Origin of the sequence: Devosia sp. Root635, from assembly GCF_001427605.1 — a bacterium.
In the GTDB taxonomy this organism is placed as follows: domain Bacteria; phylum Pseudomonadota; class Alphaproteobacteria; order Rhizobiales; family Devosiaceae; genus Devosia.
In genome coordinates, this window is sequence record NZ_LMGZ01000001.1 from 116843 (window position 1) to 141810 (window position 24968).

Here is a 24968-nt window from a genome sequence, read left to right on the forward strand (position 1 = left end):
TGCGGATGTAGTTAAGACCCGGCATCGGCGATCAGCGGCAGGCGTTCGCCCAGCCAGCCAAGCGCCCTGCCCTGCTCGGGGCCGGTCGCCTGGGCGCGAAGCCCGAACTGGCTGGCCAGTTGGTCGAGGCCGATCCGCAGCACCAGCTTGGCGCTGCGCCGGGGCCAGCGCCGCTCGGTTTCCACCAGTTGCAGGCCCTTGCCCAACCCGCAGACATCGAACAATACGCCCCAGCAATCGGCAGGCAGGTCCGCCGCGATGCGGCTGAGCCGAAGCCGGGCATCGGCGGCGCCCTGCGAGGCCGTCTCAACGCCATTGGCTGCTCGTCCCCCGCCCCCGACGGCGGCCGGGTTATAGGACATGGTCACCCGCGGCGCGAGTTGGGCGCGCCGGATCAGTTGCTCAAGCCGCTCGGCCGCCAGCAGGTGATGAGCGCCGAGAAAGGCCGGTCCCCTTGCAACGCGACTCGCGCCGAGCCGGGCCAGAGCATCATCGTCGCGCGTGCTAGGCGGCATGGCTCAAGGCCTCCACCCCGGTCATCGCCGCCTCGATCTGGCGCTCGAGCCGCGATACTTCATCGTCAAAGGCCGGGTCGTCTCGCATATCTTCGATCAGGGCGCAGGCATATGAGACAGTTGTCCTATCCCTGCCGAAGGCCTCGCCAATCTCCAGCAGGCTGCGGCCCAGCATGACATGGGACAGGTACATGGCCAGTTGCCGTGCCCTTGCTACCGGCAACCGGCTGCGACTTGTGTGAGTAAGCAAGCGAATCGGCACGTTTTTTTGCCGAGCCACCAGAGCTATCACGTCGTCGCAGGCGCATCGCGCCATACTATGCCAGGTGGCGGGCGCCCTGGGCTGGCCGGGTGAAACAGAGTCGTGCATGGAGAACCTCATCGCAGTTAAGGAATTAATTCCTATATTCTGCGACGAGTAAAGCCCGCGGGGATAAGTGCCGGCTCAAATTCAAACGGCCGCCCGTTAGGCGACCGTTTGAAGCTTCGTTCTCGCCGGGGTCCAGAGGTTCGGACGCGACGTTTCTTAGCGGAGAGTTTGCGTCAGGCGGCCTTGCGGCCCAGGCCATTATCCTTGGCCAGTTTGGAACGCGTTGCCGAGTAGTTCGGCGCAACCATCGGGTAGTCGGCCGGCAGGCCCCACTTCTCGCGGTATTCTTCGGGCGAGAGATTGTAGTGGGTCCGCAGGTGGCGCTTCAGCGACTTGAACTTCTTGCCGTCTTCGAGGCAAATGATGTAGTCGGCAGCAACGGACTTGCGGATCGGCACGGCGGGCTTGAGTTCCTCAACAGGAACCTGGACTTCGTTCGTCTGAAGAGCGCGCAGCGACCCATGAACGTCAGCGATCAGCTTGGGCAGATCGGTCACGCTTACGGAGTTGTGGCTCACATAGGCTGAGACGATTTCGGTGCTGAGCTCGATCAAGTCGTGCTCGTAACCGGTCGCCGAGCCGGCGGTGTCACTCATTTATTTTCAACCTTCCATTATTCTTATTGGACCGCGACAAAGGGCAGTCACAGCCATGATTCATTCCTATGACTGTTTAATGCCGTCCGCAACCCAATATGACGCAATTAACATGTTACCAATAGCGGCAGTTATGCGCGATGATTTTGGCTACTTTTAGACTTAAGTTCATCAACGACCATGTTCACACGATATTGACCACTGGTGCGATAACTTGCTTTTGCAAGGAGATGCGCTGAGACTGGTGTGGTGAGCAAAAGGAATACAACACCGATTATTGCCCGCATGGCCACGCCGACGTCGAAACACAGCAAGGCAACTGCCAGAAGCACGAGTCCGCCCCCGACGGCCCCGGCCTTGGACGCGGCGTGCATGCGGGTAAAAAGATCCGGCAGGCGAACCACGCCGATGGCGGCGACCAGGCTGAACAGCGCGCCCAGCAGCAGCAGCAGGCAACCGGCATAGGTGGCGATATCGACGATCATGGCGCGTCATCCGGTTGGGTTGCGGCGCGGGACATGATGTAGCGCGCGAGCGCGACCGTGGCGAGAAATCCGAGCAGCGCCAGCGCGATGGCGATATCGAGATAGAGCATCAGGCCGGTGCGAATGGCTATGGTGCCGACCAGGCCCATGGCGATGACCGTCATCAGGTCCAGCGCCAGCACCCGGTCGCCCAGCGTCGGCCCGATGATGATGCGGACCACCGAGATCAGCAGCGCCAGCCCCAGGATGATCAGGGCGATCAGCGTCGACCAGGAGAGGATATCGGCCGCGCTCATGAATAGACCTCCCGCACCTTGGCTTCGAAGCCGCCAGCAATATCGGCGATCAGCCCCTCGCGCGTGCCGAAGGCCAGGGCGTGCACGTAGAGCAGGCTGCGATCCTCGCTCACATCGACGCTCAGGGTTCCCGGCGTCAGCGTGATGAGATTAGCCAGCAGCGTTATCTCGGCATCGGATTTTACGGTCAGCGGAAAAGCGATGATGGCCGGCTGCAGCGCCGATTTCAGGTCCGGCGTCAGCACCACGATCGCCACCCGCACGGCGCTGGCGCCGAGTTCATAGAGAAACAGCACTGTCAGCGAGGCGATATTGCGAAGCTGGCGGAAGCGGCGCGGCGGGCCCAGGCTGCGCCGCAGCAGCAGCACGGCCAGGATGCCGATGGCGCCCCCGAGCAGCAGGTTGAGGCCGCTGAAGGTGCCGGTGATGGCGGCCCAGATCAGGGCCAGCACGACGACAGTCATTGCCGGGTTCATGGCGCGCCTCCTGCCAGGCCGATGGCGGCGACATAGCGGGATGGATCGAGCAGGTCCGGCGCGCCGACGCGCAATGCCTCGAACAGGCCGTTGGGCCAGAGGCCCGCCGCGACCACGACGGCCGCCAGCGCACCGGTCGCGCCGTAGCGGAGCCAGATGGTGTGCCGTGGCGGCGCGGGTGGCATCAACGCGCCTGCCGGCGCCGCTCGCCAGAAGATATGCGCCCAGAGCCGCGAGCCGGCAATCAGCGTCAGCACGGCATTGACGACCAGCGCCGCGGCCACCAGGCCGCCCACCCAGCTTCCTTCGCCCAGGCCCGCCTGCAGCAGCAGCAGCTTGGGCCAGAAACCGAGGAAGGGCGGCACGCCGGCCGTGGCCAGCACCAGCACGAAAAACAGCACCGATAGCGGCGCGCTCGCGGCATAGAGGCCGCCCATCTGCCGGGAGTCGGTCTGCCCGGTGCGGCTCTCGATGAGGCCCGCGACCAGATAGAGCGCGGTCATGGTCAGGATGGCGTGGAATATATAGAGCCCCGCCCCGCTCACGCCGGCCAGCGACGGAACGGCGATGCCCACCAGCACCGAGCCGACCCCGCCGATGACGAGGAAGCCGATGGCGCGGCGCAGGTTGGTTTCGGCAATGGCCCCTAGCGGGGCGATCAGCAGCGTCGCCAGCGCGATAGCGACCAGCACCGGCTCAAGCAGATCGCGGCTGGCCGGCAGCAGCACCACCAGGCTCCGCAGCATGGCATAGATGCCCACCTTGGTCAGCAGCCCGGCAAACAGCGCCGAAACCACGGCCGGCGGCGTGTGATAGGCGGCAGGCAGCCAGGCATTCACGGGAAAAGCGGCGGCTTTCATGCCGAAGGCAAGCAGCAGCAAGGCCGCCACGCCGGCAATTGCCGCCGGATTGGCCGATGGCGCCACCCGCAATATATCGGCCATGTTGAGCGTGCCGAGCAGGCCATAGAGCAGGCCCAGCGCCAGGAGGAAAAAGGTGGTGGCGAGGAAATTGAGGAAGCCGTATTTCACCGCGCCATCGAGCTGCGCCGGGCGCCCGCCCAGCACGATGAGCCCGAAGGAGGCGATCAGCATCACCTCGAACCACACATAGAGATTGAACAGATCCCCGGTGAGGAACGAGCCGGTGACGCCGGCCAGCAGCAGCAGCACCATGGAGTGGAAACCGTCGCGCCCATCCTCGGCGCCGCGCTCGCCCTGCGCATAGACCAGCACCGCCAGCGTCACCACCGCGGCAGTCAAGGCGAAGCCGGCGCCAAAAATATCGGCGGCAAAGCTGATGCCGAAGGGCGGCAGCCACTTGCCCATGGTCATGCTCAGTGGCCCGCTATCGAACACGCGCAGCAGCAGCGTCACCTCGCAGGCGATGACGGCACAGACGATCAGCACGGCAAAGATGAAGGTCAGCCCACCCGATTTGCGCAGCATCAGCGCCGCCGCGGCGCCCATCAGGCACAGCACCAGCGGCAGCACCACGACCCAGTCGGCGGCGGCGGTGGCGGTCTCGATCATGGCTTGCGGCACTTCCACCATGTCAGTAGCTCAGCGGCGGGTTGGGCTCGTTGACCGGCTCGGCCACGCGCATGGTGTCGGTATTGTCGGCATCGAGGCTCTGATAGGCACGGAAGGCCAGCACCAGCAGGAAGCTGAACATGGCAAAGCCGATGACGATGGCGGTGAGGATCAGCGCCTGCGGCAGCGGATTGGCGATCGGCCCATCGGGCTGGTCGAGCCCCGCCGGAACGATGGGCGCGATTTCCCGCGTCAGCCGCCCGGCCGTGAAGATCAGCAGATTCACGCCATTGCCCAATATGGTCATGCCGATCAGCATGCGGATGACCGAGCGCGACAGCAGCAGATAGACGCCCAGCGCCACGAAACATCCCACCAGGATTGCCAGCACATAATCCATCAGGGCCCCTCCTCGCCTTCGAGCGCCAGCGCCACGGCGGAGATGGTGCCAAAGACCACGAAATACACCCCGATATCGAAGACCATCGGCGTCGACAGCGGCACTGTCGTCTGCCCCAGTTCGAGATAGACCCAGATACTGGTCATGAAGGGCGTGCCCGTGAACAGCGACAGCAGCCCGGAGAGCCCGGCGATGAACACGCCGAAGCCGGCAATGGCCAGGGGGTCGATGCGCAAGGCGCGCCGCGCTTCCCCGGCGCCGCCCGACATGCCGAGGATGGCCATGGCCGAGGCGGCGATCAGCCCGCCGATGAAGCCACCGCCGGGCTCGTTATGGCCACGCAGGCAGACATAAATCGAAAAGACCAGCATCACGGCAACGATCAGCGGCGCGATGGTGCGGAAGATCAATGAGTTCATGATTCCGCCTTCCGCCGGCGCCGCGGCGCCGGACTTGCCGGCACGGCCGGCTTGTTCCGCCGCCGCAGCAGCGCCATGACGGCGATGCCCGCCGCCATGACCACCGAGATTTCACCCAGCGTATCAAAGCCGCGATAGTCGACCAGGATGACGTTGACGATGTTGTGTCCATGGGCGATCGGAACGCTGGTGGCGGTGAACAGGTCCGACAGCCGCGTATCGAGCGTTCCGGACAGCACCACCATCAGCAGCAGGCTGACACCGGCGCCGCAGACCAGCGCCAATATGCCGTCGCGCGCCAGGTCTTCCAGCGGCCGCTGGTCGAGTTCGTCGAGCCGCAGCCGCGTCATCACCAGCGCCAGGATCACCACCGACAGCACCTCCACCATGAACTGGGTGAAGGCCAGGTCGGGCGCGCCGAACAGCAGGAAGATCAGCGCCACCGATGTACCCTGGATGCCCAGCGCCAGGATGGCCACCAGCCGGTTGGTCGCCAGCAGCACGGCGCCCAGGCCGATCAGCGCCAGCGCCATCACACCCCATTCATAAGGCTGCAATTGCGGCCAGCTCAGCTTGGCCGACCAATTGCCGAGGTCGGCATTGGGCAGCAGCACGTCATAACCGTTGAGCAGCCCGAGCGGCGCGATCAGCGCCAGCGCCAGCCCGGCAAACACCGTCGCCAGGTAGATTTCCAGCCGCCCATGATGCAGCAGCCGCGTCACCGCGCCCGAAAAGCGGATCAGACCGAACATTACAGCATCGAACACCGTGTCCGCCGTCCAGCCAAGACCGGCCTCGAAGCGCCGCAGCAGCGTCCGCAGGACCGCAGCCTGCCGATAGACCAGGTAACCCAGCGCCCAGGTCGCAATCGACAGCCAGAGCAAGGGGCTCGCCGGATTGATGGTCAGCGTCAGGTGGCTGCTGACCGTCTCCCCGAGAATGGCCGCCGCCCCCGGCTCGACCAGCGTATGGCCCAGCCAGTCGGTCATCACCGAGGCGACGATACCCGCGCCACCGAGCACAATGGGTCCGGCAAGCATGGCGATGGGCGCCTCATGTGCCAGTTTCGGCGTCGGCAATACCGGACCGAGGAAGGGCTTGACCAGCACCAGCATGGCAACGCCCGCCAGCATGGCATTGCCCGCCAGCAGCACGGCCAGCACGGCGATGTCGGACCACTGCCAGTGCATCAGTCCCAGATACATTTCTTCCTTGGCGAAATAACCCAGGGTCAGCGGCAGGCCGATCATGGCCAGGCTCGCCAAAGCCGCGCCGATGAACGTCACCGGCATCCGGTCGGCCAGCCCGCCCAGAATAGTGATATCGCGCGTGCCCGCCTCGTGGTCGATGGCGCCCACCACCATGAACAGACCCGCCTTGTAGAGAGCATGCGCCACGAAATAGAGCAGCATGGCCGCAATGGCCGCCTCGGTGCCCAGCCCGATCAGCAGCACTGAAAGACCCAGCGAGGCCAGGGTGGTCTGCGCCAGCATCTGTTTGAGATCGGTCTGCCTGAGTGCACCCAGCCCGCCCCATAGCAGGGTGGCGCCGCCGAAGCAGACGAGGATCAGCGTCCAGGCCTCGGTGCCGCCCAGCCACGGCGTGGTGCGAGCCAGCAGATAGACGCCCCCCTGCACCATGGTCGCCGAATGCAGGAATGCCGAAACCGGCGTCGGCGCCTCCATGGCATTGGGCAGCCAGAAATGCAGCGGCACCTGCGCCGATTTGGTGAAGGCGGCCACGAGGAACAGCGCCAGCGTCAAACCATAGAAGCCATTGGCGCGAACATCGTCGCCCAGCGCGCTCATGTCCCAGCAGCCGGTCAACTGATGCACCAGGATAGCGCCGACCAGCAGCGCCATACCGCCGATATTGGTGAGCACCAGCGCCTGGATAGCCCCCCGGCGCGCGGCCTGCCGCGTATGGTCGAACCCGATCAGCAGGAAGGAGGTGACCGAGGTCAGCTCCCAGAACATGAACAAAGCCAGCATGTTGTCGGCCAGCACCAGCCCCAGCATCGCCCCCATGAAGGCCAGCAGGAAACCGAGGAACCGCCCCAGATGCGGATGGCCCTTCAGATAGGCGCCCGAATAGAGCACGATCAGCGTGCCGATGCCCGAAATGGTCAGCGCGAAGGTGAGGCTCAGCCCATCGACGAAAAACGACAGGTCGAGATCGAAGGCCGGCACCCAGCCGATCCGCGCCGATATCGCCCCGCCGGCCACCACTGGCGCGATCAGCGTCAGCAGAAACAGGAATATCCCGGCCGGCACCAGCGCCAGCACCCAGCCCGCATAGGGCCGAGCCAGTCGGTGAATGAAAGGCGCCAGCAAAGCGGCAACAAATGGCGCAATCGCCACCAGCGCTATGCTTGCGTCCATACCTGACCCCACCTGCACTACCCCCGCCGATCCGACTCTAGTGGCCGGTTCGCGCAGAACCTTAGCGGATGCTCCCCCCGCGACAAGTCAAAACGGCCCGCTGCGGGGATTTGTCCAACGAAGGTCGCAGGCCATACCCATTTCTGCGCAAAGCCCTGAACGCTGATGCCTGGGCTTCTCCCTTCTCCCCTCGTGGGAGAAGGTGCCCGAAGGGCGGATGAGGGGGCTATACGCTATCCTTCGGCATAAAAGCATGGGATGGCGCAGACCCCCTCACCCGGAAATCCGCTGGACGCGGATTTCCACCCTCTCCCACAAGGGGAGAGGGTGGGGTCGTGGGGACCAGGGGAAGCTCGAGGAAACACTGAAAGTGCCGCCCCCTTCCCATCGCTGTCGCCCCGTCCTATGTCAGGGGACCGCCTCTACGGAACGCCCCCATGACCAAGCCCACGCCCCCCGTCGCCGCCCGGAAGTCGCATAGCGTGACCTTCCACACCATCCAGCGCGACGATCCCTGGCACTGGCTGCGCGCGGATAACTGGCAGGAGGTGATGCAGAAGCCCGAGACACTAGCGCCGGATATCCGCGCCTATCTCGAAGCCGAGAACGCCTTCTACGAGGCCGAATTCGGCACAAGCACCAAGGCACTGCAGGACACCATCTACAAGGAAATCCGCGGGCGCATCAAAGAAGACGATAGCGGCATCGCCTCGCCCGACGGCCCCTTCGCCTATAATTCGCGCATGCTCGAGGGCAAGCAATATCCCCTGATCGTCCGCACCCCGCGCGAGGGCGGCCCGGAAACCGTGCTGCTCGACTGCAATGTGGAAGCCGGCGACGCCTATTTCGGCTTTGCCGGGGCCGAGCATGACCGCAGCCACCGCTATCTCGCCTGGGCCGCCGACCGCGCCGGCTCTGAATATTACGACATCGTCATCCGTGACCTCGATACCGGCAAGGACAGTGCCGAAGTCATCCGGGAAACCGCCGGCTCCTATGTCTGGAGCAACGATTCCAGTGCCATCTACTACACCGAATATGACGACAACCACCGCCCCTATCGCATTCGCCTGCATACCATCGGCACCGATCAGGCCAATGATCCGATCATCTTCGAAGAGAAAGACCCCGGCTTCTTCGTCGGTGTCGGCCGCACCCTTTCCGACAAATACATTGTCATCGACGCCCACGACCACCAGACCAGCGAATGCTGGCTGATCGATGCCGAACTCGGTGGCGCCCCCCGCCTCGTCGCCCCCCGCCTCACCGACCGTGAATACGATATCGATGAGCGCGATGGCGTCCTTTACATCCGCACCAACGCCGATGGCGCCGAGGACTTCAAGCTCGCCGTCGCCCCCGCCGACAATCCCGGCGCCGAGAACTGGGTGGACCTCATCCCCCACCAGCAGGGCGTGCTGATCCTCGACACGATCGTCATCCGCAATCACCTGTTGCGGCTCGAACGCTTCGAGGGCCTGCCGCGCATCGTCGTCCGCGACCTGCGCAGCGGCACGGAAGAGACCGTCAGGTTCGACGAGGAAGCCTATTCCCTCGGCATGTCGGTGGGCTACGAGTTCGACACCTCGGTCTTCCGCCTCAGCTATTCCTCGCCGACCACCCCGTCGCGCACCTATGACATGGATCTGCAAACCGGCGCCCGCACCCTGCTCAAGGAGCAGGAAGTGCCCTCCGGCCACAATCCTGATGACTACGAGACCCGCCGCCTCTTCGCCACCGCCTCCGACGGCGAGCAAGTCCCCGTCACCGTGCTCTATCGCAAAGGCACCAAGCTCGACGGCTCCGCGCCGGCCTTGCTCTACGGCTACGGCGCCTATGGCATGTCCATGCCCTCGGCCTTTTCCATCTCCGCCCTGTCACTGGTCGATCGCGGCTTCATCCACGCCACCGCCCATATCCGCGGCGGCATGGAAAAGGGCTATCGCTGGTACGTGCAAGGCCGCCGCGAGCACAAGACCAACACCTTCACCGATTTCATCGCCGCCGCCGAAATGCTGGTCGAAAAGGGCTACACGGCCAAGGGTCGCATCGTGGCGCAGGGCGGCTCGGCTGGCGGCATGCTGATGGGCGCCATCGCCAATCTGCGGCCGGACCTCTGGGGTGGCATCATCGCCCAGGTGCCGTTCGTCGACGTGCTCAACACCATGCTCGACGAAACCCTGCCGCTCACCCCGCCCGAATGGCCCGAATGGGGCAATCCCCTCGCCTCGGCCGAAGACTACGTCCGCATCGCCGCCTATGCCCCCTATGAGCAGGTCGCCGCGCAGGACTATCCGCCCATCTTCGCGCTGGCCGGCCTCACCGATCCGCGCGTCACCTATTGGGAACCGGCCAAGTGGGTGGCGAAGCTCCGCGCAACCAAGACCGGCAATGCGCCATTATACCTCAAGACCAATATGGGGGCCGGCCATGGCGGCGCCTCGGGACGGTTCGACCGCCTCAAGGAAACCGCCGAGTGCTATGCCTTTGCGCTCAATGCGGTCGGATTGGAAGGATCGTTCGGTTCCAACTGATTGTTGTGTCGTCACAATCGGCCTATACCAGTGCCGAAATTCCTCAGCGTCTAATCCCAAAATCGGAGGCCACAATGTCTACCAAGTTCACCCTGCCGCCCCTGCCCTACGCCTATGATGCGCTCGGCCCCTACATGTCCAAGGAAACCCTCGAGTTTCACCACGACAAGCATCACCAGGCCTACGTGACCAATGGCGAAAAGCTGCTGGAAGGCTCAGGCCTCGAAATCCTGCCGCTGGAGGACATCGTCAAGGAGAGCTACGGCAAGAATGCCGGCCTTTTCAACAATGCCGGCCAGCACTACAACCACGTCCATTTCTGGAACTGGATGAAGCCGAATGGCGGCGGCAACAAGCTGCCGGGCAAGTTGCAGGCGGCCGTGGATTCCGACCTGGGCGGTTTCGACAAGTTCCGCGCCGATTTCATCGCTGCTGGCACCACCCAGTTCGGCTCCGGCTGGGCCTGGCTGTCGGTCAAGAACGGCAAGCTCGAAGTCACCAAGACCCCGAACGGCGAGTCGCCCCTGGTCCATGGCGGCCACCCCATCCTGGGCGTCGATGTGTGGGAACATTCCTATTACATCGACTACCGCAACGCCCGTCCGAAATACCTCGAAGCCTGGTTCGACAACCTGGTGAACTGGGACCATGTGGAACTGATGTTCGACGAAGCCAGGGCGTAATCTTCGCCTCGCTTCGTAAGCATCAAGCCCGCCCTCCGGCGGGCTTTTTCATGCAATGAGGCAGCTTCGCCCTCACACCCACCGACCGTCACCCTCGGGCCTGACCCGAGGGCTCTTCACTTAACGAGCGCTCAGCAAGTATAGAGCCCTCGGGTCAGGCCCGAGGGTGACGCGCGACGTTTGAGGCCCTCTGGGGCACGCCCCGCCACCTCTTTTCCCCCAGCCATTAGCCATTTCCGGAACCCGCCCCTTCTTCCGGACATTCCCTCATGGTAACGCTTCATTTACTATTGGGGAAAGCCAGTGTCCGAGCCGACCAGGGTCGTTGCCATCATCGCGGCCAATACTGCACTGTCGTCACTTCTGGCGATGGTGGTGGCTGGCGACTCACATCTGAAGGTGCGCCAGTTCGAGAGCGATATCGAACTCATCGCCTATATGCGCATCGCCCCGCTCGACATGCTGGTCTGCGATTTCGACCGCGACGGTCGCCCGGCTTACGAAATGGTCGAATCCATCCGCCTCAATAATACGCTGATCAGCCAGGACGTGCCGGTCATCGCGCTCACCCGCACGATTACCCCGCCGATGCGCCACCAGGCCATCAGCGCCGGTATCGACGAAGTCATCATCAAGCCAATGTCGCCGCGCCACCTGCTGCAACGTATCCAGGCTCGCCTCCGCACCCGCAGCGTCGTCGGCGTCCTCGGCGGCTATCGCGGCCCCGACCGCCGCAACCGCGCGCCCCTACCGACCCCGCATCCGGTGCCGACCCGCCGCATCACCGACAATGTCGTCCCGCTGTTTCCGGATCGCCGCAAACCCAGGCATCCGGGACTCGAGGGCTGAAGGCCCCAACTCCTTCGATATCACGGCTCCTGCCCACCCTCCCCCTTGAGGGGAGGGTAGCACCGCTCGGCCCGAAGGGCCGTAGCAAAGCTGGTGAGGGGGTAGTTCTGTGGTCCACTGACGGACCCCCACCCTCGATCACTCCCCTCAAGGGGGAGGGGCGCATACTTAAAATCGATGGCGAGGAACACCCTCACCCCACCTTGATATGCCCGATCCCCTTCTCGGCGATCTCCTCGAAACTCTCGTCATACCCCGCATCGGCATAACGCATCACGCCCAGCGCCGTATCATTGGTCAGCGCATGCGCCAGCCGCTCGTCACCCTCAAACGTACCATCAGCCACCACAGTCACCCCCGCTGACGTCATATAGCCCGCATAGCCACCACCGCCGGAATGGACCACCACCAGGTCCGCCATGGACGAACACAACAGCATGGCATCGAGGATCGGCCAATCGGCAATCGCGTCCGAACCATCCCTCATCCGCTCGGTCATGATATTGGGATGCGCCATGGCCCCGGCATCGAGATGGTCGCGGCTGAAGGCCACCGGCCCGGCCAGCGTCCCATCCGCCACCATGGCGTTGACCGCCCGCGCCAGAGCCGTACGTTCGCCATGCCCCAGCCAGGCGATGCGCGCCGGCAGGCCCTCGAACGGCACATGCTTCCGCGCCAGCGCAATCCAGTTGGTGACGATCCGGTTGTCCGGGAACATCTCCAGCAATTTGTCGTCGATCTTGCTGATATCCTCCGGATCACCCGACAGCGCCATCCAGCGGAACGGCCCGATGGCCCGCGCAAACAGCGGCCGCAGATAGGCCTCGGTGAAAATCTTGATGTCGAAGGCATTCTCCACCCCGCCGGCCTTGGCCTGGGTGCGGATCAGGTTGCCATTGTCGAACACTTCGCTGCCCGCCTGCTGGAAAGCCAGCATGGCCCGCACATGGTCGGCGATGGAAGCCTGGCTCGCCGCCATCAACTGCCCCGGTCCTTCCACGCGTAGGCGCTTCACCTCGTCCAGGCTCACCCCCTTGGGCACATAGCCATAGACAAGATCATGCGCGCTCGTCTGGTCGGTGACGATATCGGGCACGATGCCGCGCTTAGCGATTTCGGGATAAATCTCCGCCGCATTGCCCACCAGCCCGACCGACGTCGCCCGCTTCTCCGCCACCGCCCGCTCGATCATATCAAGAGCCGTATCGAGGTCCGGCGCGATCTCCTCCAGATAGCCGATCTCCTTGCGCTTCCGCGCCCGCTCCGCATCGATATCGACACACAATATCGCCGCCCCCGCCATGCGCCCGGCCAGCGGCTGCGCTCCGCCCATGCCGCCCAGCCCGGCGGTGAGGATAAAGCGCCCGGCCAGCGAGCCGCCGAAACGGTTCTCGGCAATGCGCATGAAAATCTCATAGGTGCCCTGAATGACGCCCTGAGAACCAATGTATTGCCAGGCCCCAGCCGTCAGCCCGCCCCAGCAGATCAGCCCCTGCTTTTCCAGCTCATAGAACACCTCGGCTTTGGCCCATTGCCCCACGATGTTGCAATTGGCCATGATGACCAGCGGCGCTTTCGCATGCGTCTTCAGCAGCCCGATCGGCTTGCCCGACTGGATCACCAGCGTCTGGTCCTCGTCCATGCGCAACAGCGTCTCGACGATTCCCTTATGCGCCGCCCAGTTCCGCGCCGCCTTGCCCAAAGCCGCATAGACGATCAGATCGTCCGGGTTCTCCCCGACACTCAGCACATTCTCCAGCAGCCGCAATAGCGCCTCCTGCCGCCAGCCCTTGGCACGAAGCTCGGGACCGCCGGGAATGGGGAAGTTCGGGTGGCGGGGATTGGGTGTGGGCATGGTGAAACTCTCTTTCTTCACCTCTCCCTTTGGAGGAGAGGTCGACCCGCCTTCGGGTCGGGTGAGGGGCCTTTCTTGGCTCGGTGCGAGGGGAAGGCCCCCTCACCCGGCGCTGCGCGCCGACCTCTCCCCCAAGGGAGAGGTGGTCAGCGGCTACCCCAGCGCATATGTCGCCAGTTCAATCCCCATCCGCTCCTCGACAAACGGATAAACCGCCGGATCCAGCACACTCGAACTCAAGGGAATTCCCGTCTTGGGTACATGCAGCACGAACACATACATGCCGCGCCCCAGTTGCCCCACCGACAGCGCCTGCCCGGCGGCATCGAGCGTCGTCAGCACATCGGGAAAAGTCGCCAGCCTTGCGCCCCCGGCATCCTCCACCGCCATATATTCATTCATCACATGCAGCGTCGTCGCCGTGTCACCCTCGCCCACGGTGATCTTGCCGATATCAAACGCCTCCTTGGTATAGGTCACGTCGATATCAGTGATATAGCCCTTGGTCAGGATCACCCCGCCCGTCGTCTCCACGATGGCGTCGATCATCTTGCCCGGCCCCCTGCCCTCGGCGGCGATCATCGCCTCGCCCAGCTTCAGCGCCAGCGAAATCCCGCCCAAAGCCGCATGCTGCTGCACATAACTCGCCCTTAGCGGATTGCGGCACGAGGCAATAAATCCGCCCGACATATCCGCTGCCGTGCGCAAGATCGGCGAGACCTTGGCTGTCGCCCCGCGCGTCACCAGCTCGATATAGCGGTTCTCCTCCCGGTTGCCGCCCACCGCGGTCTGGATCACCTGCTCGGGCGAACCGGCCATGCCGATGCTACCCATGTCCCCGGTCGGATGCGCGCGAATATCGCCCACCGCATCCACCACCTTCATCCCCAGGGCTGCCGCCGGCAGCCAGCCATTGAGCGTCGACGACTTGCCGTTCTGCCCCACCATCAGCCCGCTCAGCTTCTCGCCCAACGCATCCTGCAACAGTTGCACCGCCTTGATATAGTCGACCCCGCGCATTTCCCACGGCGTGGTCGAGGCCGGCGCGCCGATGGCCGCCGCCGTCGCTACCCAGTCGTCCGCGTCCAGTTCCTCTACGCTGACCAGTTCCGGTTGGCCGATGCGCACCGCCGCCGTGCCCAGCATGCGCCCATGGTCGGCCCACCCACCGCCGCCCGCCGCATAGACCGAGCCGCCGCGCACCGCCGCTTCCACGTCCTTTTCGGTGAGAATGCGCCCCATCAGCCTGTCTCCTGCAAGTTCACATCCAGCGCCTTGACGGCATCGAGCAGCACCGCCGCGCCCAGCGCGATATCTTCCGTCGTGGCGAATTCATCGGCCGAATGGCTGCGCCCATCCCGGCAAGGCACGAAGATCATCGCCGCCTTGCTGATCCGCGCCATCCACGCCGTGTCATGCCCCGCGCCCGAAGCCATGCGCCGGTGCCGCGCGCCCACCGCCTCGCAGGCCGCGTCGAGCACATCAAGCAGGCCGCCATCGCAGGGCGTCGGCTGGTTGTCCGAAACAATGCGCGGCACCGAAACCGTCACCCCGGTTTTTTCGGCAATCGCCGCCACGCCCCTGTCGAGTTCATCGACAAACCGTTCCATGTCGTCGCGCAATTCGGCCCGCGCATCCACAAGCATGCGCACCCGCGCGGGCACCACATTGGCGGCATTGGGCGTCATCTCGAATTCGCCCACCGTGGCGGCAAAATGCGCCTCCCCGCTGGCCAGCGCCTTGCCCAGTTCCTCGACCCCGAGCGCGATCCAGGCCGCCGTGGTCAGCGCATCCTTGCGCAGGCCCATCGGCGTCGTCCCGGCATGGTCGGCCCTTCCCTCGACAATGATTTCGATCCGCGTGATCCCAGCAATAGCCGTCACCACGCCCACATCGAGCTGCTGGTCCTGCAGCACCGGCCCCTGCTCGATATGTAGTTCGAGGAAGGCCTTGATATCGTCGCGCTGCGCCGTCAGCAGCGGCTCGCCTCCCACCTGCGCAATCCCCTGCTCCAGCGTCAGCCCATCGCTCGCCCGCGCCAGCCATTCGACCGGCCGCGTGCCGCTCATGCCGCGGCTGCCGATGCAGGACACGCCGAAGATCGACACTTCCTCGGCGAGGAAATCCACCACTTCGAGCGTATGCGCCAGCACCACGCCCTGGTCCCGCAGCGCCCGCGCCACTTCCAGCGCCACCACGACCCCGGCAATGCCATCGAACCGCCCGCCATTGGGCACGGTGTCCGAATGGCTTCCCAGCATGATCGTGCCCAGCGCCGGGTTGCGGCCTGGAATGGTGCCGATAAGGTTGCCCGCCGCGTCGATCCGCGTCACCGCCCCGGCCTCACGCATGGCCTGTTCCAGCCATTTGCGCCCCTCGAGAAACAGCGGCGTGAAGGCGCGCCGCGTCCACGGATGCCCCGGCTCGGTGATGGCAGCCAGCGCATCGACGTCAGCAGCGATGCGCTCGGCGCGAATGGGTGAATTGGGGATCATGATATACCCAAGTCCGATACCAAAGCATCGGCTTCATCGCCTCCCTCCCCCTTGAGGGGAAGGAATGAGGGTGGGGGTCCATCAGTGGGCCACAGAGCCACCCCCTCCCCAGCTCTGCTACGGCCCTGCGGGCCGAGCGACACTACCCTCCCCTCAAGGGGGAGGGCGGGCGAGAACCAGCAAACTGCTGCCAACCGTTGTTTTGCAAGACCAGCCATCAGCGACCCACCTCCGGCCGCACAAACCGCCCCGTCCCCGGCTGCGCCACCTCAGTCCCGTCAAACACCTGCTGCCCGCGCAGATAGGTCAGCCCCACGGTCCACGGCAGCTCGATCCCGTTATACGGCGACCAGCCCACCACATTGTGCCCGCTCGCCGCCGCGTCGTAGCGCACCGGCCGCGGAAACAGCACCGCGATATCGGCATCCTTGCCCGCCTCCAACGCCCCCTTCTGCGCGAGCCGGAAATGCTTCGCCGGATTCTCCGCCATCAATTTCGCCGCCCAGGTCAGGGGGATATCCCGCTTCAGCGCCCCCATCACAAACAGCGGCACCATCGCCTCAAGCCCCGGTACGCCCGACGCATTGGCCAGCATGTCCGGATTGGTCTTGCGGTTTTCCGACCAGCTCACATGGTCGGTCGAAACCAGCGTCACATTCCCCGCCCGCACATGCTCCCACAGCTTTTCGACCTCCACGCGAGGCCGGATCGGCGGATTGATCTTGGCCTTGCCGCCCAGCCGCGCCACGTCGTTTTCCTCGTCCAGCGTCAGATAATGGATGCAGGCCTCGATCGTCGCGGCATAGCCCTGATCCCGATAACTCCGCGCGATCTCATAGCCCCGCCCCAGCGAGCAATGCACCACATGCGCCGGACACCCGGTCTGCGCCCCGGTCTCGTAGATCTGCAGGCTCGCCAGCAATTCGGTCAGCGGCGGCCGGCTCAGCGCATGCGCCCGATAGTCGGTAATTCCCGCCGCCTTGACCTTGGCCATGGCCGCCCGAACCATTTCGTCATCCTCGTTATGCACCCCTGCCGTGAGCCCGGTCCTGGCCACGGCGGCAAAGCATTCCTCCAGCAAAGCCGGCGGAATGCGCGGAAAGCGCACCGGGTCCGTCCCGAAGGTCGAGAACTTGAACGCGGCGACACCGGCCTCGGCCTGCTCGGCAATCCGGCTGGCCCCCTCTTCCGGGTTGATCGTGCCATAGAGCGCGAAATCCACCCGCGCCTGCGGCTCGGCATGCGCCACCTTGCGCTGCACCGCCTCGGCCGAACAGACGAGGTTGCCCTCGTCATAGGGCATATCGACAATCGTAGTGACGCCACCCGCCGCCGCCGAGCGCGTCGACCAGATGAAATCCTCCTGATCCTTCTGGCTCAGCGAATGGGTCTGCGCATCGATAGCGCCGGGCAGGATCAGGGCATTGCCCAGCTCATGGCGCTCCTTCGCGGATGGCGCGACACCCTCGCCCACATGCACGACCTTGCCATCACGCACGGCCACATAGCCGTTCTCCACCACCAGATCAGGCAGCACCACCGTACCGGACAAGACGAGATCGAAATCGGACATTTTTTCAGTTCCCCCGATGACTGTCCTGCCACGCCCTCGTGGTTCGAGGGTCGCTACGCTCCCGCCTCACCATGAGGGCTACTGCAAGCGCCGTATTCCGGGAGACCTCATGGTGAGGCGCGAGTTCTTCACGAGCCTCGAACCACGAGGTCAGGTACTCGATGTTCAAGCCGCCGCCCTCCCCAATTGCCCCGTTCTTGCCATCAGCCACCGCTCCAGCGCCGACAGCGCGTCATAGATCAACACCGCCAGCACGCCGACGATCAGCCCGCCCTGCAACACAAAGGCCGTATTGCTCGACAGCAGCCCAGCAATGATCACCTCGCCTAGCGTCCGTGCCGCCACGGTCGAGCCAATGGTCGCCGTGGCCAGCGAAATCACCACCGAGAGCCGTATCCCGGCGAGGATCACCGGCAGCGCCAGCGGCAGTTCCACCTTGAGCAGTCGCTGCCATCCCGTCATGCCGACGCCCTTGGCCGCGTCGGTCACCGCCGGCGGCAGGTTGGTCAGACCGGTCAGCGTATTCTCGAAAATCGGCAGCAACCCATAGAGAAACAAGGCCACCAAAGTCGGCGCCGTGCCGAAGCCCAGCATGGGCACGGCCAAAGCCAGCACCGCCACGGGCGGAAAGGTCTGCCCGATATTGGCCAAGCTCCGCGACAGCGGCAGGAATTCCGCCCCGAACGGCCGCGTCACGATAATGGCCAGCCCCACCGCAATGACAGTGGACGCCAATGTCGCCGCCAGCACGATGGCCAGGTGGTTCAGCGTGATATCGAGCAGGTTGCCCTGGTTGTAGATCGCCGGCTGGTTGTTCTTGGTGAACAGCCCGAAGAAGCCCGAGAACAGGTCGGGGCTTACCAGCAGCAACAACAACACCGCCAAAGCCGCCAGCCGTATGAGGCTACCGATCTTCATTGCGGCCTCGCCGCCAGCCGCGACAGCGCGTCCAGCGTCACCTGCCCGACAATCTGCCCGTCGCGCCGCACCGGCAAAGCCGGCCGCCCCGACCACAAAAGTTCGGCATAGGCGTCACGCAGCGAAGCCCCGGCATCGATCGGCTCGCCCGCCCCCTCGCCCGCCTCGATATGATCGGCCACCTTGGCCAGCGACAGCAGCCGGAACGGCCGTTCGCTGGAGCCGATCAACTCGGCCACGAAGGGCGTGGCCGGATTGGCGATGATCTCGGCTGGCTTCGCGCATTGCAGCAGCTTGCCCTTGTCCATCACAGCAATGGTGTCGCCGAGATGGATGGCCTCCTCCATGTCATGCGTGACCAGAACAACCGTCGTGCCCATCTTGCGCTGGATGGACAGCAGGTCCTCCTGCGCCTTGGCGCGGATCACCGGGTCCAGCGCCCCGTAGGGCTCGTCCATCAGCAATATGTTCGGCGAGGCCGCCAGCGCCCGCGCCACGCCGACGCGTTGCTGCTGGCCACCGCTCAGCTCATGCGGCAGCCGATCACGGAATTCACCCGGATCGAGCTGGAACAAATCCAGCAATTCATCGACGCGGGTATCGATCTTCTTCCGGTCCCAGCCGAGGAGCTTCGGCACCGTCGCCACATTCTGCCCCACCGAGCGATGCGGAAACAGCCCATGCCCCTGGATGGCATAGCCGATGCGCCGCCGCAGCTCATAGGCGGGAATGCCGGCGATATCCTCGCCATCGATGCGGATATGGCCCGATGTCGGCTCCACCAGCTTGTTGATCATCCGCATCAGCGTGGTCTTGCCAGAGCCCGATGTGCCGACAATGACGCAGATCGTATGCGGCTCGATGGTCAGCGTCACATGGTCCACTACGACCGTACCGGAATAGCTCTTGGTGATGTCGTCGATCTCGATCATGCGGCGTGCTTTCTTTGGACTGCGCGACCTGGCCCGGAAGTTGGCGGTCTATCGCCTCCCTCCCCCTTGAGGGGAGGGAACGAGGGTGGGGGTCGATCAGTGGCCCACCGAACCACCCCCTCCCCGGCCCTCCCCTCAAGGGGGAGGGGGCGCTGGAGTCGATGGGTGGGCGCCAGACGGGGGGTCACCGCGCTCATCGCCTTCCCTCCCGGCTGGTCATTTCCACCATGGCGTCCAGCACCACGGCGGCGGCAAAGGCCAAAGCCACCGTCGGCACCGCCCCGAGCAGCACCAGGTCCATGGCCGTCTGCCCGATGCCCTGGAACACGAAGACGCCGAAACCGCCGCCCCCGATCAGCGCGGCAATAGTGGCCAGCCCGATATTCTGCACCAGCACGATGCGGATGCCGGTGAGGATGACCGGAAAGGCCAACGGCAGTTCCACGCCGGTCATGCGTTGCGTGCCGGTCATGCCCATGCCCTTGGCCGCATCGACGGCAGCAGGAGACACGCTGAGCAACCCGACCACAGTGTTGGAAACAATAGGCAGCAGCGAATAAGCGAACAAAGCCACCATGGCCGGCGCCACGCCAATACCTGATATCCCGATAGAAGACGCCCCCGGCACATTGGCCGCCACCCAGGCCAAAGGCGCAATCAGCAGCCCGAACAGTGCAATGGACGGAATGGTCTGGACGATATTGAGCACATTCAGCACCGCCGCCCGCAGGGGCTTCACCTTGTAGCAGAGAATGCCCACCGGCACGCCGACCACTGTAGCAATGGCCACCGAACCAAAGGCCAGCGCCAGATGCGTCCGCGCCTCGGCCCAGAAAGCGGCAGCCCGGTTGGCATATTCCTTGAGAATGGAGAGATCGTTCCAGCCGCCGCTCCACAGCAGGGCAGCCGCGGCAATGGCCACTGCGACGAGGATAGCAATGCGCACCAGCGGCCTGAGCCGCAGCCGCGTCAGCGCGTCGGTCACCAGCAGCGCAAAGGCAAAGACCAGCAGCCAGAAGCCGGCGCCGGGAGAAACTCGGGCAAAGCTGTCGCCCTCAGGCGTCAGGTAGCTGGCCGACCAGCCGATGAAGACGAACAACACGCCCAGCACCGCAAACCCGGCAACCAGTTTGGCGACCACCGGCAAGCGCAGCAGAGCGACGATGAAGCCGACCAACAGGATGCCGATCAGGAGGCCGGAAGGGAAACCCGGCAGCGCGTCGAGCAGCGATCTGGGCTCGCCCAGCACGATGCGGTTGGCGCGAAACAGCGCGAAGGGCAAAGCCGCGCCCGCTGCCGCAATCAGCGCGATCAGCACGCCCAGCTTGTCCAGAGCCAGCCAGGCGGGTCGAACCGTCGATGTCGTGGTGTCGGCGATGCTCATGCTGGCTCCGGAAACGACCTTGGGGCAAAGCTGCCTTGGCCGCGATATCGCAGTCGACACCCTCCCCCTTGCGGGGAGGGATCAAGGGTGGGGGACGTTTGGCCCCGATATCGGGGCTCCCAACACCCAATCCCAACCTTCCCCGTCACGGGGGAGGTGCCGTCCGGTGGTGGGGGCGGCATGGACGCCCCCACCCCATTCACTCAGCTCAGGAAACCACCCTTGGTCAGGTAATCCGTCGCCACGGCGGCAGCGGCTTCGCCACCCACCTGCACCCGGCCATTGAGTTCCTGCAGCACTTCGAGCGTCAGGCCTTCAAACACCGGCTTCAGCAGTTCCTCGATCTGCGGATATTCCGCCAGCACTTCCTCGCGGATGATCGGCGCGGGCTGGTAGACCGGCTGCACGCCCTTGTCATCCTCGAGCACCTTGAGGCCCGAGGGGGCGATGCCGCCATCGGTACCGTAGACCATGGCGGCGTTGACGCCGTTGGTCTGCTGGGCCGCAGCGGCAATGGTCGCCGCCGTGTCACCACCCGACAGGGTGATGAGCTGGTCCGGGGTCAGGGTGAAGCCATAGACTTCCTGGAACTTGGGCAAAGCCGCCGGCGAATTGACGAACTCGGCCGAGGCCGCCAGTTTCACCTCGCCACCACCGGCAACCCAGGCGCCAAATTCGGTGAAGGTGTTGAGGTTGTTGGCCTCGGCCACATCGTTGCGGATGGCGACGGCCCAGGTGTTGTTGGCCGGCGACGGGGTCAGCCAGACGATCTTGTTGGCCTCGAAGTCGAGCTTGGCCGCCTCGGCATAGGCCGATTCAGCATTGTTCCACAGCGGGTCGTCGGCCTTTTCGAAGAAGAAGGCGGCATTGCCGGTATATTCCGGATAGATGTCGATTTCGCCCGCGGTGATGGCTTCGCGCACGATGGGCGTGCCGCCGAGCTGGATGCGATCTTCCACCGGAATGTCGTTGGCTTCGAGCACCTGCTTGATGATGTTGCCCAGCACACCACCCTCGGTGTCGATCTTGGAGGAAACGACCACCTGGGCATTGGCGGCGGTCATCGAAATGGCGAGCGCGGCGACGGCGGTCAGCAGCGTTGATGTGAGGCGCATTGGTTTCTCCGTTTTCTCCGGGCTCCAAGCCCGGCTGTCCCTAGCCTAACCAGTTAGCGGATTTGGGCGAGGCTCCAGATGCTAGGCAACCGGGCCCAGCGCGAAAAACTCGTCCAACTCCATAATCGTTGAATGGGAAATTAGTTCGTTCATCAGCGCGTCGGAGGCCAGGGCCTGTTCGACGGCTTCGACCTCGGCCGATAAAGGCCGATCCTGCCAGTATGTGTCAGCATGCTGGCGCACCAGCGCATAAATGATGCCCGGCACATTGCCCGGCGCGTCGCCGGATATATCCATCGCCTGCGCCGCCAGCATGGCTTCGAGCGCCGCGAGGCGCCGCAAGGCCAGCACCTGGCGCTCCAACCGCTCCACCACCAGCGGCAGGAATGTCGCCTCGTCCTCGATGCCACCGGCCACCACCATGGAATTGGCCGAAATCGCATTGGTCATGGTCAGCACGCGGGCGAAAAGCTCGCCGGCCAGCTTGATGATCGGGCCGAAGCCCGTGGCGATGGCGCCAGGCTTGACCAGGTTGACTGGCAGGTCGCGGCGCTGGCCATTGCCGAGCAGCACGCAGCGGTTGAACGAATTGCGCGCGATATGGGCCAGGCCCAGTTGCGCGGTCTGGAGGAACACGGTCACGTCGAGCGGCAGCGAGCCGCCCGACGTCAACACCTGTCCCCCTGCGACCACCGGATTGTCATCGGTCCGCCCAGTGGCGGCCAGCAGGATCTTGCCCGCCGCGACCAGCGTCTCGAAGCCGGTGGCGAAGACCTGGCTCATCATGCGCAGGCTCAGCGGGTCCTGGATATGGGTGGCGTTGGGCCAGTCCCAGCCCTTGGCGTTGAAATAGAGCCAGGCGCCGATACCGGCCTCGCGCTCGGTGCCCACATGGGCCACCGCTTTCCACGGATCGCGCGAGGCGCCCAGCGCCCCGGCCGTGGTGAGACCCGTCGCCAGCATCACGCGCACCGCGCCGGCGGCGTCGCGAATGGCATTGGCGGCGGCGGCATAGCCCACCGCATTGGTTGAAATCGAGGCGAGGCTGTCGCGCGGGGCGAGGCGGAATGCCTTGAGCCCCGCCGCAGCCAGCGCGTCGCCCGCCGATTGGCGGCGACCGTCGAACATGGCTTCGCCGGCCCCGGTCAGCACGGCGCCGATCTGCCCCATCAGCCCGATATCGGCGCAGCCGATCGAGCCGGTCCGCCGCACCACCGGCACCACGTCGGCCGAGAGCAAAGCCAGATAGGCCTCCACCAGGTCAGTGGTGCAACCCACCCGGCCGGTCAGCGCCATGTTCACCCGTATCGCCATGGCGATCCGCACGATCTCGCTGGAAAAGGCCTCGCCGGTGCCGAAATGATGCGCCCGCACCAGCCCCATGTTGAAGGCGTCGAGCTGGTCGGCCGACCATTCGACATCCTTCATGGCGCCGACGCCGGTGGTGGAGCCGTAGACCGGCTGGTCGTTGGCCATGGCCTCCTCGACCACCAGGCGCGCCTCGGCCACGCGCTGCAGCGCTGCGGCGTCCGGCACCAGCCGCACCTTGCGGGCGCCGATCCGGGCCATGTCGGAAAAGCTCAGCGGCTGGCCGCTAAGGGTGATGGACGCGCCTCGCACTGTCATCGCCAGCTCATTCATGGGAGCAGGCTAGCCGTCCGGCGGCCCACAAGCAAATGGACTCGATGGAAGCGGGCTCACCGCATCCAGAACATCGGCAGCAAATCCACCGATAGCGGCTCATTCTTCTCATTCGTCGCCATCACATCAGCCATATACGCCCACCAGCGCTGCATGACCTCGGTGCCCGGCAGGTCTGCCATCCCATGGTCCACCCGCCGCCACAGCACCCCGAACAGGATGCCGGTCTTTTCATCGAGATGGATCGAATAGTCCTTCACCCCCGCTTCATGCAGCAGGTCCACCAGCTCGGGGAAAATCGCGTCGTGGCGCTTCCTGTATTCGGCCGCCATGCCCGTATTGAGCTGCATCCTGAAGGCGTGTTTCTCGTAGCCACCATCCTCGATCATGCGCGCTGCCTCCACATGCGGAACAGGATGGGCAGGGCGATGACCACGATCAGCAGCGAGCCGGTAAAGATGGTCATCACGATCCCCGGCACATTGAGCAGCCCCAGCCCGAAGGTCACCAGCCCGACGATCAGCGCCGCCAGCACCACGCCGAGGATGGAGCCGGCCCCGCCCAGGATCGACACCCCGCCCAGCACCACCATGGTAATCGCCTCCAGCTCGAAGCCCTCGGCAATCGAGGGTCGCGTCGAGCCCAGCCGCGCCGTCAGCAGCACGGCGGCCATGCCGCTCATCAGCCCCGTCAAGCAGAACAGGATGAACTTGATGCGGTCCACGCGCACGCCGGAAAACCGCGCCGCCACATCATTATTGCCGATGGCAAACACCCGCCGCCCGAAATTGGTGCGGTGCAGCAGGACCCAATAAATCACCGCGCAGACGACAAACAGCACCAGCTCAAACGAGATCACCCAATACACATAGCCCTGCCCGAACCAGGCGAAGCTCTTGGGATAGCCCTTGAAGCTCTGGTCCCCCAGGATGATGAAGGCAATGCCGCGAAACAGGCTCATCGTGCCGATGGTGACCACGATGGACGGCAGCTTGAGCCCCGTCACCAGGAACCCGTTGAACGCCCCGCACAGAATACCGACCCCGACGCCCACCGCCACCAGCATGGGCGTATCGGCCCCATATTGCAGCGCCAGTCCCATCATGGTCGAGGCCAGCGCGATGATCGCCGCCACCGACAGGTCGATCTCCCCCGAAATGATCAGCAGCGCCATAGCCAGCGCGATCAACGCCTTCTCGGTGAAGTTGAAGGTGAGATCGCTGAGGCTCCAGGCATTGAGGAAATAGGGCGAGGCAAAGGAATTGAGGATGAAAATCCCCAAAGCGACGAGTACCAGCAGGCTCTCCCAGCTCAAGACGGCTGACTTGAGCGGGTTGTCGAGGCGATTGGGGAGCGAGCGATGGAGAACGGTGTCGGTCATTGGTAGCTGCCAATCCTGCCCTGAAGTGTGGGCATGCGCCTCCCTCCCCCTTGAGGGGAGGGAATGAGGGTGGGGGTCGTGCAGTGGTCCACTGACGGACCCCCACCCCCGGCCCCTCCCCTCAAGGGGGAGGGGAGA

24 protein-coding genes are annotated in these 24968 nt (G+C 64.6%); 3 read left to right on the forward strand and 21 right to left on the reverse strand.

Annotated elements, in window-relative coordinates; translation table 11 throughout:
- Positions 1-11 precede the first annotated feature (11 nt).
- From ASD80_RS00575 to mbhE, 10 genes are all read right to left on the reverse strand, one after another.
- Positions 12-515: a DUF6456 domain-containing protein gene (locus tag ASD80_RS00575; RefSeq protein WP_056227438.1), complete on the reverse strand. Its 504-nt coding sequence runs from the start codon at positions 513-515 to the stop codon at positions 12-14.
- Entirely contained in the window at positions 505-897 is a 393-nt protein-coding gene (locus ASD80_RS00580) for a helix-turn-helix domain-containing protein (protein WP_320410321.1), read from the reverse strand. Before ASD80_RS00580 ends, ASD80_RS00575 begins: the two co-directional genes overlap by 11 nt.
- 161 nt (positions 898-1058) lie before the next feature.
- Complete coding sequence (locus tag ASD80_RS00585) at positions 1059-1481, reverse strand: MucR family transcriptional regulator (protein ID WP_056227441.1); 423 nt, start codon at positions 1479-1481, stop codon at positions 1059-1061.
- Between the two features lie 131 nt (positions 1482-1612).
- Positions 1613-1966, reverse strand: coding sequence for a monovalent cation/H(+) antiporter subunit G (gene mnhG / locus ASD80_RS00590; protein ID WP_056227444.1), 354 nt, complete (start codon positions 1964-1966; stop codon positions 1613-1615).
- Positions 1963-2262: a cation:proton antiporter gene (locus tag ASD80_RS00595; RefSeq protein WP_056227448.1), complete on the reverse strand. Its 300-nt coding sequence runs from the start codon at positions 2260-2262 to the stop codon at positions 1963-1965. Before ASD80_RS00595 ends, mnhG begins: the two co-directional genes overlap by 4 nt.
- Positions 2259-2738 (reverse strand): Na+/H+ antiporter subunit E, encoded by a 480-nt coding sequence (locus ASD80_RS00600; protein ID WP_056227451.1) that lies wholly within the window; start codon positions 2736-2738, stop codon positions 2259-2261. Before ASD80_RS00600 ends, ASD80_RS00595 begins: the two co-directional genes overlap by 4 nt.
- The gene (locus ASD80_RS00605) at positions 2735-4270 is read right to left on the reverse strand and encodes a proton-conducting transporter membrane subunit (RefSeq protein WP_056227454.1); all 1536 of its coding nucleotides are present in this window, start codon (positions 4268-4270) and stop codon (positions 2735-2737) included. Before ASD80_RS00605 ends, ASD80_RS00600 begins: the two co-directional genes overlap by 4 nt.
- Before the next feature lie 22 nt (positions 4271-4292).
- Positions 4293-4670, reverse strand: coding sequence for a Na+/H+ antiporter subunit C (locus ASD80_RS00610; RefSeq protein ID WP_056227457.1), 378 nt, complete (start codon positions 4668-4670; stop codon positions 4293-4295).
- On the reverse strand, positions 4670-5089 hold the full coding sequence (locus tag ASD80_RS00615; RefSeq protein WP_056227460.1) for an MnhB domain-containing protein: 420 nt from the start codon (positions 5087-5089) through the stop codon (positions 4670-4672). Before ASD80_RS00615 ends, ASD80_RS00610 begins: the two co-directional genes overlap by 1 nt.
- On the reverse strand, positions 5086-7470 hold the full coding sequence (gene mbhE / locus ASD80_RS00620) for a hydrogen gas-evolving membrane-bound hydrogenase subunit E (RefSeq protein ID WP_056227463.1): 2385 nt from the start codon (positions 7468-7470) through the stop codon (positions 5086-5088). The genes ASD80_RS00615 and mbhE overlap by 4 nt, the downstream gene beginning before the upstream one ends.
- 437 nt (positions 7471-7907) lie before the next feature.
- Here mbhE and ASD80_RS00625 point away from each other — a divergent pair, with 437 nt between their 5' ends.
- From ASD80_RS00625 to ASD80_RS00635, 3 genes are all read left to right on the forward strand, one after another.
- Positions 7908-10004, forward strand: a complete 2097-nt coding sequence (locus tag ASD80_RS00625) for a S9 family peptidase (RefSeq protein WP_056227466.1) — start codon at positions 7908-7910, stop codon at positions 10002-10004.
- A 74-nt stretch (positions 10005-10078) separates the two neighbouring features.
- On the forward strand, positions 10079-10687 hold the full coding sequence (locus tag ASD80_RS00630) for a superoxide dismutase (RefSeq protein WP_056227468.1): 609 nt from the start codon (positions 10079-10081) through the stop codon (positions 10685-10687).
- Positions 10688-10990: 303 nt separating this feature from the next.
- On the forward strand, positions 10991-11536 hold the full coding sequence (locus tag ASD80_RS00635) for a two-component system response regulator (RefSeq protein WP_056227471.1): 546 nt from the start codon (positions 10991-10993) through the stop codon (positions 11534-11536).
- 193 nt (positions 11537-11729) lie between these two features.
- Here ASD80_RS00635 and ASD80_RS00640 read toward each other — a convergent pair whose 3' ends face one another.
- From ASD80_RS00640 to ASD80_RS00690, 11 genes are all read right to left on the reverse strand, one after another.
- Complete coding sequence (locus ASD80_RS00640) at positions 11730-13391, reverse strand: urocanate hydratase (RefSeq protein WP_056227474.1); 1662 nt, start codon at positions 13389-13391, stop codon at positions 11730-11732.
- A gap of 153 nt (positions 13392-13544) precedes the next feature.
- Positions 13545-14633 (reverse strand): DUF917 domain-containing protein, encoded by a 1089-nt coding sequence (locus tag ASD80_RS00645; protein WP_056227477.1) that lies wholly within the window; start codon positions 14631-14633, stop codon positions 13545-13547.
- A complete protein-coding gene (locus ASD80_RS00650) occupies positions 14633-15886 on the reverse strand; it encodes a Zn-dependent hydrolase (RefSeq protein ID WP_056227480.1) in 1254 nt (417 codons plus the stop codon). Before ASD80_RS00650 ends, ASD80_RS00645 begins: the two co-directional genes overlap by 1 nt.
- A gap of 217 nt (positions 15887-16103) precedes the next feature.
- Entirely contained in the window at positions 16104-17459 is a 1356-nt protein-coding gene (locus tag ASD80_RS00655; protein WP_056227483.1) for a dihydroorotase, read from the reverse strand.
- Between the two features lie 165 nt (positions 17460-17624).
- Positions 17625-18377, reverse strand: coding sequence for an ABC transporter permease (locus ASD80_RS00660; RefSeq protein WP_056227485.1), 753 nt, complete (start codon positions 18375-18377; stop codon positions 17625-17627).
- Positions 18374-19309, reverse strand: a complete 936-nt coding sequence (locus tag ASD80_RS00665) for an ABC transporter ATP-binding protein (protein WP_056227488.1) — start codon at positions 19307-19309, stop codon at positions 18374-18376. Before ASD80_RS00665 ends, ASD80_RS00660 begins: the two co-directional genes overlap by 4 nt.
- 193 nt (positions 19310-19502) lie before the next feature.
- Positions 19503-20693, reverse strand: a complete 1191-nt coding sequence (locus ASD80_RS00670) for an ABC transporter permease (protein ID WP_056227492.1) — start codon at positions 20691-20693, stop codon at positions 19503-19505.
- Between the two features lie 203 nt (positions 20694-20896).
- A complete protein-coding gene (locus tag ASD80_RS00675) occupies positions 20897-21808 on the reverse strand; it encodes an ABC transporter substrate-binding protein (protein ID WP_056227494.1) in 912 nt (303 codons plus the stop codon).
- Positions 21809-21889: 81 nt separating this feature from the next.
- Positions 21890-23434 (reverse strand): aromatic amino acid lyase, encoded by a 1545-nt coding sequence (locus ASD80_RS00680; RefSeq protein ID WP_056228199.1) that lies wholly within the window; start codon positions 23432-23434, stop codon positions 21890-21892.
- A gap of 71 nt (positions 23435-23505) precedes the next feature.
- Positions 23506-23838 (reverse strand): L-rhamnose mutarotase, encoded by a 333-nt coding sequence (locus ASD80_RS00685; RefSeq protein ID WP_056227497.1) that lies wholly within the window; start codon positions 23836-23838, stop codon positions 23506-23508.
- Complete coding sequence (locus tag ASD80_RS00690; RefSeq protein WP_056227499.1) at positions 23835-24830, reverse strand: ABC transporter permease; 996 nt, start codon at positions 24828-24830, stop codon at positions 23835-23837. The genes ASD80_RS00685 and ASD80_RS00690 overlap by 4 nt, the downstream gene beginning before the upstream one ends.
- Between the last annotated feature and the right edge of the window lie 138 nt (positions 24831-24968).

What these genes read in the sequence shown, in the direction of transcription:
- ASD80_RS00575 (WP_056227438.1), bottom strand. Translation starts at nt 515, where the DNA reads ATGCCGCCTAGCACGCGCGACGATGATGCTCTGGCCCGGCTCGGCGCG.
- ASD80_RS00580 (WP_320410321.1), bottom strand. Translation starts at nt 897, where the DNA reads ATGAGGTTCTCCATGCACGACTCTGTTTCACCCGGCCAGCCCAGGGCG.
- ASD80_RS00585 (WP_056227441.1), bottom strand. Translation starts at nt 1,481, where the DNA reads ATGAGTGACACCGCCGGCTCGGCGACCGGTTACGAGCACGACTTGATC.
- mnhG (WP_056227444.1), bottom strand. Translation starts at nt 1,966, where the DNA reads ATGATCGTCGATATCGCCACCTATGCCGGTTGCCTGCTGCTGCTGCTG.
- ASD80_RS00595 (WP_056227448.1), bottom strand. Translation starts at nt 2,262, where the DNA reads ATGAGCGCGGCCGATATCCTCTCCTGGTCGACGCTGATCGCCCTGATC.
- ASD80_RS00600 (WP_056227451.1), bottom strand. Translation starts at nt 2,738, where the DNA reads ATGAACCCGGCAATGACTGTCGTCGTGCTGGCCCTGATCTGGGCCGCC.
- ASD80_RS00605 (WP_056227454.1), bottom strand. Translation starts at nt 4,270, where the DNA reads ATGATCGAGACCGCCACCGCCGCCGCCGACTGGGTCGTGGTGCTGCCG.
- ASD80_RS00610 (WP_056227457.1), bottom strand. Translation starts at nt 4,670, where the DNA reads ATGGATTATGTGCTGGCAATCCTGGTGGGATGTTTCGTGGCGCTGGGC.
- ASD80_RS00615 (WP_056227460.1), bottom strand. Translation starts at nt 5,089, where the DNA reads ATGAACTCATTGATCTTCCGCACCATCGCGCCGCTGATCGTTGCCGTG.
- mbhE (WP_056227463.1), bottom strand. Translation starts at nt 7,470, where the DNA reads ATGGACGCAAGCATAGCGCTGGTGGCGATTGCGCCATTTGTTGCCGCT.
- ASD80_RS00625 (WP_056227466.1), top strand. Translation starts at nt 7,908, where the DNA reads ATGACCAAGCCCACGCCCCCCGTCGCCGCCCGGAAGTCGCATAGCGTG.
- ASD80_RS00630 (WP_056227468.1), top strand. Translation starts at nt 10,079, where the DNA reads ATGTCTACCAAGTTCACCCTGCCGCCCCTGCCCTACGCCTATGATGCG.
- ASD80_RS00640 (WP_056227474.1), bottom strand. Translation starts at nt 13,391, where the DNA reads ATGCCCACACCCAATCCCCGCCACCCGAACTTCCCCATTCCCGGCGGT.
- ASD80_RS00645 (WP_056227477.1), bottom strand. Translation starts at nt 14,633, where the DNA reads ATGGGGCGCATTCTCACCGAAAAGGACGTGGAAGCGGCGGTGCGCGGC.
- ASD80_RS00650 (WP_056227480.1), bottom strand. Translation starts at nt 15,886, where the DNA reads ATGATCCCCAATTCACCCATTCGCGCCGAGCGCATCGCTGCTGACGTC.
- ASD80_RS00655 (WP_056227483.1), bottom strand. Translation starts at nt 17,459, where the DNA reads ATGTCCGATTTCGATCTCGTCTTGTCCGGTACGGTGGTGCTGCCTGAT.
- ASD80_RS00660 (WP_056227485.1), bottom strand. Translation starts at nt 18,377, where the DNA reads ATGAAGATCGGTAGCCTCATACGGCTGGCGGCTTTGGCGGTGTTGTTG.
- ASD80_RS00665 (WP_056227488.1), bottom strand. Translation starts at nt 19,309, where the DNA reads ATGATCGAGATCGACGACATCACCAAGAGCTATTCCGGTACGGTCGTA.
- ASD80_RS00670 (WP_056227492.1), bottom strand. Translation starts at nt 20,693, where the DNA reads ATGAGCATCGCCGACACCACGACATCGACGGTTCGACCCGCCTGGCTG.
- ASD80_RS00675 (WP_056227494.1), bottom strand. Translation starts at nt 21,808, where the DNA reads ATGCGCCTCACATCAACGCTGCTGACCGCCGTCGCCGCGCTCGCCATT.
- ASD80_RS00680 (WP_056228199.1), bottom strand. Translation starts at nt 23,434, where the DNA reads ATGACAGTGCGAGGCGCGTCCATCACCCTTAGCGGCCAGCCGCTGAGC.
- ASD80_RS00685 (WP_056227497.1), bottom strand. Translation starts at nt 23,838, where the DNA reads ATGATCGAGGATGGTGGCTACGAGAAACACGCCTTCAGGATGCAGCTC.
- ASD80_RS00690 (WP_056227499.1), bottom strand. Translation starts at nt 24,830, where the DNA reads ATGACCGACACCGTTCTCCATCGCTCGCTCCCCAATCGCCTCGACAAC.